Genomic DNA, 12,271 nt, shown 5'->3' on the forward strand with positions numbered 1-12,271 from the left:
CGTAACGGGCCCGCACCGATGGAGCTACGGCCGCGCGGAGTGCAGCACTTCGCGACGGCCAAGAGTGTCGATCAGGTGTGAGGGCTCCGGGCCGGAAGTCGTGACGCTCTTCGGGCAACGCCTTGGGGCCAACAGCGAACGACTACTCAGTCGGTGCCCCACTCACACGGCGGACTCGGTCGGTCGGCCTAGAGCCAGGCCGGGAGGTGCGGCAGAGGTCCTCCTGACGCCGCACTCAGCGTCGGCGAGGCAATGCCCCGGGTCAGCCAGCGGGCGAGATCCGCCGCCGGGCCTTCGACCACCGGTCCGGTCGCGCCGAGGCCCTGCTGCCGGTCGGTGGCGCTGACCGCAACGTCGACGGCCTGGGGACCACGACGGCGAGTGAGCGCGTCGTCAATCAACGCGTCCGTGAAGTCGTCGGGGAAGGCGTCGAAGCCACCTCTACCCGGCAGGTCGCAGGCGTGGATCCACACCTCCCGGCAGCGCAGCCAGGGGATCGTCGTGGCCGGGACCGTTCGGCCCTGGGCAGTCACGACCAGCGCCTTCCACTGCTCCGGCTCAATACGGTCGAGCGCGGCCGACAGCTGGTCCTGCTCCTCCACGACGAAGTCGCGCAGCCGACCCGTGGACCACTGAGCTCCGGCTTCGATCTCCTCCGCCCGTGCCGACGGATTCGGATACATGGGCGTCTCTTCGCCGGTCTGTGCCCAGTGGGCGAGGCGGGTCAGGGCCCGTGCGTTGTGTCCGACATGGGAGAGCAGATGCTTTCCCGTCCAGCCCGGCAGCGCAGTTGGTCCTGCGAGCTCCGCATCGTCGACGCCCTTCAGACAGGCGACGAAGTACTCGTGGCCCTCGGTCATCCAACGGAGATACGTGGAGGGCGTGGTGTCGCTCACGACGCTCCGCCCCTGACCGGGGTGACGAGCTCGCCGATGCCTTCGATGCGTGTGACGACGGTCTGACCGTCGCGGAGGTAGCGCGCGGGCTTTCGGGCGTGGCCGACGCCACCGGTGGTGCCGGTGGCGATGAGGTCGCCGGGGTTGAGCGTGATCATCGTCGAGATGTAGCTGACCAGGTCGGCCGCGTCGAACACGAGGTCACCGATGGTGGACTTCTGCATCACCTCGTCGTCCACGGTGCAGCTGATCTCCGCGTCGGGCGCCAGCTCGTCCGGGGTGGCCAGGACGGGACCGAGGGGGGTGCTCGCCTCCCAGGTCTTGCCCTGCAGCCACTCCTTGGTACGGAACTGCCAGTCCCTCGCGGTGATGTCGTTGAGGATCGTGTAGCCGGCGATCGCGGCCGCGGACGTCTCCCGGTCGGCCCTCCTGACGCTGCGGCCGACCACGACGGTGAGTTCGGCCTCCCAGTCGACCGCTTCCGACTCCGGCGGCAGTGTCAGTACGTCGTTGGGGCCGATGAGCGCCTCCTGGTACTTGGCGAACAGGGTGGGGTACTGCGGCAGGTCTCGGCCCATCTCAGTGATGTGGGTGCGGTAGTTGAGGCCCACGCAGATGATCTTGCCAGGGTTCGGGACGACGGGGGCGAGCCGGTCGGGCTCGACCTGGAAGACCGGGCCCTCTGCCGCCGCCGCGACGGACTGCCAGTCCTCCCGGCGCAGCAGCCCGCCGACGTCTCCGGGGCCGATGTCGACGTATCCGCCGTCTTCGACCCGGACGACCCGGAATCCGTCCTCGGTGCGAATGGTCGCGAGCTTCATGCCTGGGTGCCTTCCCGGTAGTTGCGGTGGAGGTGGAGTCGTTCAAATATGGGGGCGTCGCTGAACCGGAACAGGTCCAGGCCCGCCTCGGTGGTGAGGCTCAGTGGCTGCCAGGAGGGGACGACGAAGAGGTCGCCGCGTTCGACGGTCCAGGTCGCGTCGCCGACGGTCACGTCTGCGGTGCCGTCGAAGACCTGGAAGACCGAGGAACCCACCTCCTTGTGCGCGGCCGTCTCCGTGCCGGGGGCGAGCCGGTGGAATTCGGTGCGCAAGGTGGGCATGATGTCGTCGCCCGTGGTCGGGTTGGTGTAGCGGACCGCGGCGTGGCCGGGCTCCACGGTGACGGGTTCCCCTTCGGCCTCCAGGGCGAGCTGCTCCGTCAGCGCGCGGTCGGTGTACTCCCAGCGGTAGGCGAGGAGCGGGGTCGCCGGGGTGGGCTGCAGATGCGTGAGCGGGCGCAGACCGGGGTGGGCCCAGAGCCGTTCCGAACGGGAGCGCTCCGGGGCCTCCCGTGATTCGACCTCGTCGGGCCCGAACTCGAAGAAGGTCGCCTCGGTGTAGTGCTGGAAGGGGATGTCGAGGCCGTCGATCCACGCCATGGCACGGTCGCTGCCGTTGTGGTGGCCGTGCCAGTTCCAGCCGGCCTGCGGCAGGAAGTCGCCGCGCCGCATGGCCACGGGATCACCGTTCACCACGGTCCAGACGCCCTCGCCCTCGACGACGAAACGGAAGGCGTTCTGGGTGTGTCGGTGGACGGGAGCGTCCTCATGCGGATTGAGGTACTGGATCGCGGCCCAGAGTGTCGGTGTCGCGAACGGGCTGCCGTTCAGCCCCGGATTGGCCAGGGCGATGGCCCGGCGCTCGCCGCCACGGCCGACGGGCACCAGTTCGCCTGCCTGCTCCGCTGCGGGGAGCAGGTTCTTCCAGCGCCACAGGTGCGGGAGGGCCTTCGACGTCGGCTGGGGCGGCATCAGGTCGCCTATCTCCGTCCACAGGGGGACGAGGAGCTGGCGCTCGAAATTGCGGTAGAGGTCTTCCAGTTGCGGGGTGCGATCAGGCTGGTCGGAGGCGTCCGTGGACTGGATGCGCACCGGCGACGCGACGGATGTCATGTGAGTCCTCCTGAGTTGCGGACGGGCACGGAAGCGGTGCCGTCCATGCGGCGAGCGATGTCTGCGCGCAGGGCTTTCTTGTCGATCTTGCCGACCTTCGTGGCGGCCAGCTCCTCTACGAGAACCAGTCGCTCGGGGACCTTGAACTGAGCGATGCCGATGCGGTCCATCAGCGCCCTGACTTCCTCCAGCGTGAGCGACGTGCCTGGACGGAGCACCGCGTACACACAGACCCGCTCGCCCAGCGTTTTGTCCGGCATCGCAACAGCCGCCACCTGGCTGACCTGCGGCAGCTGGTAGACGAGGTTCTCGACCTCCTCGGCGGAGATCTTCTCCCCGCCTCGGTTGATCATGTCCTTGTCCCGGCCCTCGACAATCAGGTTGCCGTCCGATGTTCGACGGCAGATGTCACCGGAGCGGTACCAGCCGTCTGCCGTGAACGCGCGGGTGTTCTGCTCCGCCGCCCGGTAGTAGCCGCGCGGTGTGTAAGGGCCGCGCGTCAGCAGCAGGCCAGGTTCGCCATCGGCCAGGTCGTGGTCGAGTTCGTCGACGATGCGTACTTCGTCCGCAGGGCTCATAGGGCGCCCCTGTGTCGTGCAGATGACGTCCTCGGAGTCGTCGAGGCGGGTGAAGTTGAGCAGGCCCTCCGCCATTCCGAACACCTGCTGGAGGGTCGTGCCGAGCACCGGACGGATCTTGCGTGCTAGTTCGTCCGCCAGGCGGGCTCCCCCGACTTGGAGGACGCGCAGTGACGCAAGCCGGTCGGCGCCGTGCTCCTCGGCGTACTCCATCCATCGTGCGGCCACGGCAGGCACCACGGCGGTGTGGGTAACACCCTCTGCGGCGATGGTGGCGAAGGCTCGTTCCGGTTGTGGCGACGGCAGGGTGAGCACCGTGCCCCCGGCCGCCAGTGTGCCGAGAATGCCCGGGCAGGCGAGGGGGAAGTTGTGGCCGGCCGGAAGGCTGATCAGGTAGACGGTCGTCTCGTCGACCGCGGCGACCTCGGCACTGCGGCGGATGTTGTAGACGTAGTCGTCGTGCGTGCGGGCGATCAGTTTGGGCAGACCCGTCGTGCCGCCGGACAGGAGGAAGACGGCCACATCCCCGCTGCCCGGACCGGCGGCGTCCAGGCGGGCCGAGTCCGCCGCGGGGTCCGTGGCCGGTGCGCACAGCGCTCGCAGGTCGACACTGCCCTGGCGGACGTCGTCCCCGGCGACCAGAACGTGCCAGTCGGCCCCGGTCTCCTTGCGGACGTCGGCGGACAGTTCGTGGGCGAGTGCTTGGTGATCGAAGTCCCGCATGCGGTCCGGTACCGCGATCGCGACCGCCTCGGCATGCACCGCGAGGTACTGCAGCTCGTAGCGGCGGTGCGCCGGCAGTGCCATGACGGGGACGATGCCAGCCCTCAGACAGGCCAGGGTGAGAACGACGAACTCCCAGCCGTTGGCCAGCTGCACAAGGATCCGGTCGCCCTTGCGGATGCCGAGGTCCAGGAGACGGACGGCGGCGGCGTCGGCGCGCTCGGCCAGCTCGGCGTGGGAAAGGCGGACCCCAGCACCGCCGGAGGCGACGGGATCCGTCACCGCGATGACGTCGGGGGTACGTGCAGCGACCTGGCGGAGCACGTCGCCGAGCGTCACACCGGCCCAGTAGCCCTCGGCGGCGAACCGCTGCGCCTCGGATTCCGGCCAGGGGACGACGTGGTCAGAGATCGGGCTGGGCATCGTCAGTCTCCTTGGTCAGGATCACGGCGTCGAGGGCCACAAGGCCCTCCGCGGTGAGGCGCAGCGGGTTCACCTCGACGTCGTCGAGTGAGGGATTAGCGTGGAGCAGGTCGCCCAACGCGGCGACGAACCGGCCCAGTTCGCCAGTGTCGAGAACGGGCCCGCCACGCCAGCCGTCGAGGAGCGCGTGTCCCGCGAGTTCAACCGGCATGGCCGCGGCCTCGGCCGGGGTGACGGGTGCCAGGCGGATGCTGACGTCCGCGAGCGCCTCCGCCGTGGTGCCGCCGAGGCCGAGGAGGACGACGGGGCCGAAGACGGGGTCCCGACGGGCTCCGACGACAAGGTCGACGCCGGGTCCGGCCATGGCTTCCACGAGGTAGCGGCGGACGCCGATGGCTTCCAACTTGTCGAGTGCGGCATCGAGTTCGGCCGGGGTGACGATCCCGAGATGGACGCCGCCGACCTCTGTCTTGTGCAGGACCGTGGCATCGAGCAGTTTCACCGCCACCGGACCGCCCAGGTCGGCGAGAGCAGCATGTGCGGCGGCCCGGCTGTCGCAGGCACGGCGCGGCGGAGTGGCGACGCCCAGACGGGACACCAGCTCCTTGGCCTGGTTCTCGTCGTAGGCGCCCGTTACGCCGGTGGGCACCTCGGACGCGGTAGCGGCGACCGCGTCGCGGGTACGGGACCGGGAGCGGGCATCAGCCAGCAGGGCCCCGGCTGCCGCGGCCACACCGCGAGGGTCGGCGGCGACAGCGATGCCGGCGTCGAGGAGCGCGCTACGAGCGGACGCCACCTCCTCGCCCGACCCGCCTAGGCCGATCACCATCGGCACCCCGTCCCTGCGACCCTGCACGGCGGCATCGACCACGTCCACGGCGTCAGGCTCGTACAGGGCGTACCCCGCCACGATGTCGACGCCCGGATCGTCGCTCACCGTCGCGAGCACCTGGGCCAGCTCGGGCCCCGGGCGTCCGGTGTCGACAGGGTTCCGCTGGAAGGTCAGTGGCGGCAGGAGTTCCGCCAGCCGCTGCTGACTCGCGTCCGTCAGCTCGGGGACGGGGGCCTTGCGTCCGCGCAGATCGTCGAGGAGCAGGAGGCCCGGGCCGGCCTGGGCGGTGACCACTCCCACAGCCGGATCGGCGCTGGGGCGCGCCCGGGTCACGGAGAGGGCTCCGACGGCGTCGACGAGCTCGCGCTCGTCGTCGACGACCACGGCCCCGGCCTGGGCAAGTGCGGCGCGTGTGGTGCGCCAGGACGTCGCCAGTGCTCCCGTGTGAGAAGCGGCGAACTCACCAACGTCGTGCCGGCCCACCACCAGGGCGATCACGGGGCGGCGGGCGGCCAGTCGGCGCACGCTCTCCACCAGGCGTGGTCCGTCGGCGACGGATTCGACGTGAAGGGCCACGGCAGTGGTGTGCGGGTCGTCCGCGAGGTGGTCCAGGACGTCCGGTGCGGTGACGTCGACGCCGTTGCCGAGGCCCACCGCAAGGCTGACCCCGTGTCCGGCATCGGTGAGCAGGAACGCAAGGGCGTGGTTGACGCCGCCGCTCGCCGCTACGACCGCGATCCGCCCAGGACGGACGCGGGCCACGCCGGGTACGAAGCTTGCGGTCAGCCCGGAGTGCGGAGCGAGGAAGCCACTGGTGTTGGGGCCCAGCAGGCGGATGCTTGTGGTGGCGACCACCTTCTCCAGCTCGCGCTGGTAGTCCACGCCGGCTCCGCCGGCCTCGGCGAAACCACCGCCGCTGATGACGGCGGCACCGACTCCGGCCTCGGCGGCTTCCGCGAGCACTCCGGGACAGGCCGGGGCCGGTACGCAAATCATCGCCAGGTCGACCGGCCCGTCCTGGGCGGCGTCGCGCACGGAGCGGTACATCGTGTCGTCCCGACCGTTGACCAGGGCCAGGCGGCCGCCTGCGGCGGCGAAGCCTTCCAGGGACCGGGCCAACGCGGCACCGAGCTTGCCGGGGTTGCGCGAGGCGCCGATGACGGCGATGCCCCGCGGCGCGAAGAGCGACGCCAGAGCAGCGCCCGACGGCGCGGTCGTCCCGCTGGTGATGGTGCTGGTCACGAGGACCCTCCTACGAGATCGGCGCGGCCGGAGAGCACCGTGGTCAGGGCACGGTCACGATCGGCCTGGGGGTCGATGACCAGGGCGGGGAGGCCATCGTGCAGCCTGGCTCGTTCGCAGGCGAGGGTCCGGGTGAGTGAGGTTCCGCCATGGACGGCGACCACGACGGGCCGGTCCTTCTCGGGGAGCGCGACGAGCTCGGCAAGACGGTCGTGCAGGGCGGGCAGCCCGGCTTCGGTGGTGGGTGCGGCTAGGAGCGCACCCCACGGGCCAGGGATCGGCTGTTCGGAGAGGGCGAGTCGTTCGGTGCCCTCCACGGCCGCCGGGGTGTCTGCCTCGTCACGGGAGATGCGGACCAGGCGTCCTGGCGTGGTCCATCCGCGGTTCTCGAAAGGCGTCTCCAGCGGCTCGGCGCCGTATCGGTTCTGCCAGGCGAGGTGACCGGCAGCGATGAAGTCCGGCGCGCGGCGGCCCAGGCGGGCGTCGGTGATGCTGCGGGTCATGAAGTGGTAGGCGAACTGCCAGGGTTCGAACACGTCGTGGTACCGGCCGAAGTGCTCCCACCAGGCCAGGCTGGGCCGCGCCGAGTCCTGGATCTTCTGGACTGAGGGCTGCGCGGCCTCTTCGTAGGCCGCGAGCGCCGTTTCGAGGTCCCCGGGGTGGGAGGCGACCGCCGCGGCGAGCGCGATGGCGTCCTCCATGGCCATCTTGGTGCCGGACCCGACCGAGAAGTGGGCGGTGTGCACCGCATCTCCGAGGAACACCACCGGGCGTGGCGTCAACGTGTGCCAGCGTGCGGTGCGACGGGTCCGGAAGTTGCCCCAGCGGGAGTTGTTGGTGAGCAACTGCTTGCCGTCGATCTGCTCAGCGAAGAGCTTTTCGAGGTACTGCTTGGTCTTCATGTCGCTCGCGCCGGGCGGCTGGGTCACGTCGAACTCGTCGAGTCCGGCGCGCCGCCAGGACGCCTCGTCCGTCTCCACGATGAAGGTCGACATCGTGTCGGAGATCGGATAGCCGTGTACAGCGAAGACGCCGTCCGGACCGTGTTCGTGAACGAAGGTCAATCCGTCGAACATGTAATCGGTGCCGAACCAGATGAACTTGGCCGTGGCCGTCTCGACCTGTACGTCGAGGTCGGCGCCGACCTGTTCCCGGATTCTCGATCCGGTGCCGTCCGCGGCGACCACCAGGTCGTAGTCGGTGAGTTCGTCGAGGCCGACCGCGGTCGAGAAGCGGACTTCGGCACCGACCTGTCGTGCACGCTCCTGCATCAGCAGAAGCAGCTCGCGGCGCACGACGGCTGCCATGCCGTTGCCGCCGCAGCGGATCCGCTCGCCCTTGAGCCGCACCTCGATCTCGTCCCAGTGCCGACCGTGCTCGTCCAGCGCCTCGCGCAGGACGGGATCAGCCTCGTGGATCGCCGCGAGGGTCCGGTCGGAGAAGACGACACCAAAACCGAAGGTGTCATCCGCGCGGTTGCGCTCGAAGACCGTGACTTCGGCCGTGGGATCGGACTGGCGGATCAGAGTGGCGAAGAACAGCCCGCCCGGGCCGCCGCCGACGACAGCAATACGCATGGGAATCCCCTGGTAGACGCAGGGCCGGGGCGGGAACACGCCCCGTCGGTTCAGGCGGCCCGTAGCGGCGCCGCAACATCAATGTACGACACATTTACAACGGCCGTCTAGTGACTGAAACAATTAGACCTCCCACGGCGCCCCGTCAGTCGACCTTCAGGAGCTGATCGACACACTCCTCAGCCCGGGCCCGCAGCAGGCCGTGCGCCTCCAGGAACACTTCGTGGGCCACGCGCCCCTGCCACTCGGGGGGCAGCAGGTCCGGCGGGAGGTCCGGGTCACGGAAGGGGAAGAGGCGGTAGTCGTGGATCAACCTCATCCGCTCGACCAGCGCCTCCCGGGCCGTAAGAGCGCCGGCCCTGTACCCCGCCAGCCGCGGCTGATAGGTCTCGAGGAGTTCCGCGTAGTCCTGATCCAGCTCCTTGAGGTCCCACGCCCGCGCAGCCACATCCCGGTCGGACTCGACACCTGTCAGACGGGAACGGAACGAGTGGAGCTGGACCGCTGGATAGTCGGCGAAGGCCGCGAGGACCTCCTCGGTACGGTCGTGCGGACTGAGCCAGACCGCAGAGGACAGCGGACCGAAGCCGAACCAGGCCAGCTTCTTACGGAGCTGTTCTCGTAGCGCGCGCTCCGTCTCGGGAACGGAGTACACCACCATGTTCCAGTGCCCGTCCCAGGGCCCGCGAGCCCGGCGGAAGATGCGGTCCCGCCCCTCGTCGAGCAGCTCCCAGGCGGCGTCGGTCAGCGCGTAGACCGTCTCGCGCCCTTCCCGCCGACTCACGAGCCACCCTTCCTTCCTCATACGCGTGGCGACCACGCGGACGGTCGCCTCGGGCACGTCGAAGCACGCCATGAGCGCGACCAAGCCGCGCAGCCGCACTTCGCCACCCCGGTAGCGCAGGTAGTCGCCGAACAGGTCGAAGACCAGGGAACGCGGTTTCACTCCATACCTCCTGACGCCCCCGCAAGAGGGCCCACTCCATACGCCTCACCAGCTCACGCCGGCTGCGACGCCCCTCGATCCCATTGTCCGACGCGGATACCAGTGGATCGAAGTAACTCACTTGAAAGACGAGCGCCATCATATTGACACTTAAGATGCCCGTCACGATGATGGCTGGAAAGGACAGCGCTACGTGGGTGCACCCGCGTAGGACGGACACACAGCGCCCGCGTCACGCGCCGATCGGCGCCCTCCTCCACCGGCCGTGCAGGCCAAGTGCCGTACTTCCCCGCTGGCTCAACCGCATCGAGTCCGGTCCGGGGTCCCGTTCACGAAAAGAGACGATCATGACCACCACCGTCACCGCCGCCGTCGCCCCGGCCACCGGCGACCCCCTGCTGGTGCGCGAACTACAGCTCGACGACCCCAGGCCGGACGAGGTACGCGTTCGCATGGTCGCCACCGGCGTCTGCCACACGGACGCCATCGTCCGCGACGGCATCTACCCCACTCCCCTGCCCGCCGTACTGGGACACGAGGGCGCCGGTGTCGTCGAGGCCATCGGTGACGCCATCACCACCGTCGCGGTCGGGGACCATGTCGTCCTGTCCGCCGCCTACTGCGGACACTGCCGCCGCTGCCGCGCCGGACAGATGGCCTACTGCGAGAACCTGATGGCCGAGGACTTCGGTGGGCGCCGGCGCGACGGCAGCACTTCGCTCTCCGACGAGGAAGGACCGATCTCCTCGCACTTCTTCGGCCAGTCCGCCTTCGCCACGTACGCCAATGTGGTCGAGACCAGCGTCATCAAGGTCGATGCCGCAGCTCCCCTCGAGAAGATGGCGCCGCTGGGCTGCGGACTGCAGACCGGCGCGGGAGCCGTCCTCAACGAACTGCGACCCGAGCCCGGTACGTCACTCGTAGTCTTCGGCACGGGCGCGGTCGGATCGGCCGCGATCATGGCCGCGCGCGTGGCCGGTTGCACCACCGTGATCGCCGTCGACCTGCACGACTCCCGGCTCGAACTCGCCGAAGAGATCGGCGCCACCCACACCATCAACTCAGGTGCCGTCGACGTCGTGGACGAGATCACGAAGATCACCCACGGTGCCGGCGTCGACTACGCACTCGACACCACGGCCGTCCCCGCCGTCCTGCGCCAGGCCGCCGCCGCGCTCGCCATCCGCGGCACGCTGGCTCTGGTCGGCGCGGCGAAGCCGGGCACCGAGGTGCCGTTCGAGATCGGCGCCTCCCTCGTCAAGGGCTGGACGTTCAAGACCATCATCCAAGGAAGCTCGGTCCCGCAGGTCTTCATCCCGCGCCTGGTCGAGCTGTGGGAGCAGGGGCGTTTCCCCTTCGACAAGCTGATCCGCACCTACAGCCTCCAGGACATCAACACCGCGTTCACGGACTCCGCGAACGGCTCCACCATCAAGCCCGTCGTCGTCTTCTGATCCTCCCCGACCCACAACTCGCACAAGGAGATCCTTCCCGATGACCACGACCAACGAAGTTCTCTCCATCGGGCACCTCAAGGGCCACCGCCTCGCAGCGTCAGATGCCTACGAGGAGGTCCGGGACCCCGGTCGGCTCGGCGATGTCGTCGCACGCGTCGCTGTCGGCACCCCCGATGACGTCGACCAGGCGGTGCGCGCCGCACACACCGCCTTCCAGTCGTGGCGGAACGTACCGGCGGCCGAGCGGGCCCAGCTGCTGCTCAAGGCCGCCGACGTCCTGGCACAGTCCGCCGACGAGCTGGCACCCCTCCTGGTCCGCGAACACGGTGGCGTGCTGTGGGAGGCGCAGACCGACTTCGCCCTGGGCACGGGGGTGCTCCAGCACACCGCGAGCCTGGTGGACAGCTTCTTCACGCCCGTCGAGTTCGACGACGAGCAGAGTTTCATCAGCGTCGAACGCATGCCGCGCGGCGTGGTGGCAGCCGTCGTTCCGTGGAACATGCCGGTCGTCCTGACGATGATGAAGCTCGCGCCGGCGCTTGCCACGGGCAACACGCTGGTGCTCAAGCCCTCCCCGTTCGCGTCGGCCGCGCTCACCCTCGCGCTGCAGCGCGTCGCGCAGATCCTGCCCGAGGGTGTCCTCAACGTCGTGCACGGCAACGCCGACGTGGGTGCGGCACTCGTCTCCCACCCGCTGGTTCGCAAGATCGGGTTCACCGGTGGCACCGAAACGGCACGCCACGTCATGGCGGCAGCCGCCGGCACCATCAAGAACCTCACCCTCGAACTGGGCGGCAACGACCCGGCCATCGTCCTGGACGACGCCGACATCGACGCCACACTCGATCGCATGCTCAAGGGCGTGTTCACGCGGACGGGGCAGATCTGCTTCGCGGTGAAGCGGATCTACGTTCCCCGCTCGCGCTACGACACCTTCGCGGACGCTTTCTGCGCCCGCGTCGCGGAGTACGCCGTCGGCCACGGCCTGGACGAGGAGGCGAGCTTCGGTCCGCTGAACAACAAGGCCCAGTTCGACAAGGTGACGGGCATCATCGAGTCCACGCGCAACAGTGGCGCCAACGTGATCGAGCTCGGCCGGAGGCTGCCCTCGGCAGAGAACGGGTACTACGTGCAGCCTCACGTCGTACGGGACGCCGAGCACAACGCCCCCATCACCTCCTGCGAGCAGTTCGGCCCGGTCGTCCCGCTCATCGCGTATGACGACGAGGACACGGTCGTGCGCTGGGCGAACGACTCCGAGTACGGCCTCGGCTCCTCGGTGTGGACGGCCGATCACCAGCGCGGACTCGCCCTGGCTCGCCGGATCGAAGCCGGCAGCACCTTCGTCAACACCCACTCCTTCGAGTCCCTCGACCTGCGGATGCCCTTCGGCGGCATCAAGCAGAGCGGCATCGGCCGGGAGTTCGGTGAGGCAGGCATGAAGGAATACGTGGAGGAGCACGCCATCCGACTCCTGAAGTGATCCGTCCGTGCGGGGTGGCGCGTATTCGATACGTGCCACCCCGCACGGCTGCGCGCTTGCTTGCGTGGCTGCCTGCTACGGCAGCGCGACCGCCTCCGCCGCCGCGCCTCGGCAGATAGTCGCTCCAGCCCTGATCACCCCGAACTGACCTGGCATCGGCTGCCCGCCGTCTCCAAGCGGA

At 69.4% G+C, this 12,271-nt stretch carries 9 protein-coding genes; 2 read left to right on the forward strand and 7 right to left on the reverse strand.

Annotated features, from left to right (window positions below):
- Nucleotides 1-188 precede the first annotated feature (188 nt).
- The 7 genes from ACZ67T_RS35385 to ACZ67T_RS35415 all read right to left on the reverse strand — a co-directional run bounded on the left by ACZ67T_RS35385 (nucleotide 189) and on the right by ACZ67T_RS35415 (nucleotide 9,150).
- On the reverse strand, nucleotides 189-896 hold the full coding sequence (locus ACZ67T_RS35385; RefSeq protein WP_469989666.1) for a maleylpyruvate isomerase family mycothiol-dependent enzyme: 708 nt from the start codon (nucleotides 894-896) through the stop codon (nucleotides 189-191).
- Nucleotides 893-1,717, reverse strand: coding sequence for a fumarylacetoacetate hydrolase family protein (locus tag ACZ67T_RS35390; protein ID WP_469989668.1), 825 nt, complete (start codon nucleotides 1,715-1,717; stop codon nucleotides 893-895). The genes ACZ67T_RS35385 and ACZ67T_RS35390 overlap by 4 nt, the downstream gene beginning before the upstream one ends.
- Nucleotides 1,714-2,829 carry a cupin domain-containing protein gene (locus ACZ67T_RS35395; protein ID WP_469989670.1) on the reverse strand — a complete coding sequence of 372 codons (1,116 nt, stop codon included), beginning with the start codon at nucleotides 2,827-2,829 and terminating at the stop codon, nucleotides 1,714-1,716. Before ACZ67T_RS35395 ends, ACZ67T_RS35390 begins: the two co-directional genes overlap by 4 nt.
- Nucleotides 2,826-4,553, reverse strand: coding sequence for a (2,3-dihydroxybenzoyl)adenylate synthase (locus ACZ67T_RS35400; RefSeq protein WP_469989672.1), 1,728 nt, complete (start codon nucleotides 4,551-4,553; stop codon nucleotides 2,826-2,828). The genes ACZ67T_RS35395 and ACZ67T_RS35400 overlap by 4 nt, the downstream gene beginning before the upstream one ends.
- Complete coding sequence (locus ACZ67T_RS35405) at nucleotides 4,534-6,627, reverse strand: acetate--CoA ligase family protein (protein WP_469989674.1); 2,094 nt, start codon at nucleotides 6,625-6,627, stop codon at nucleotides 4,534-4,536. Before ACZ67T_RS35405 ends, ACZ67T_RS35400 begins: the two co-directional genes overlap by 20 nt.
- A complete protein-coding gene (locus ACZ67T_RS35410; RefSeq protein ID WP_469989676.1) occupies nucleotides 6,624-8,204 on the reverse strand; it encodes an FAD-dependent monooxygenase in 1,581 nt (526 codons plus the stop codon). The genes ACZ67T_RS35405 and ACZ67T_RS35410 overlap by 4 nt, the downstream gene beginning before the upstream one ends.
- 145 nt (nucleotides 8,205-8,349) lie before the next feature.
- Entirely contained in the window at nucleotides 8,350-9,150 is an 801-nt protein-coding gene (locus tag ACZ67T_RS35415; RefSeq protein ID WP_469989678.1) for a PaaX family transcriptional regulator, read from the reverse strand.
- Nucleotides 9,151-9,497: 347 nt separating this feature from the next.
- On the opposite strand from ACZ67T_RS35415, the gene ACZ67T_RS35420 reads away from it, so the two are divergent.
- Together ACZ67T_RS35420 and ACZ67T_RS35425 are read left to right on the forward strand one after the other, a co-directional pair.
- Nucleotides 9,498-10,604 (forward strand): NAD(P)-dependent alcohol dehydrogenase, encoded by a 1,107-nt coding sequence (locus ACZ67T_RS35420; protein ID WP_469989679.1) that lies wholly within the window; start codon nucleotides 9,498-9,500, stop codon nucleotides 10,602-10,604.
- A gap of 40 nt (nucleotides 10,605-10,644) precedes the next feature.
- Nucleotides 10,645-12,090 (forward strand): aldehyde dehydrogenase family protein, encoded by a 1,446-nt coding sequence (locus ACZ67T_RS35425; protein ID WP_469989681.1) that lies wholly within the window; start codon nucleotides 10,645-10,647, stop codon nucleotides 12,088-12,090.
- Nucleotides 12,091-12,271 lie beyond the last annotated feature (181 nt).

Source organism: Streptomyces sp. NPDC107517 (assembly GCF_055582645.1).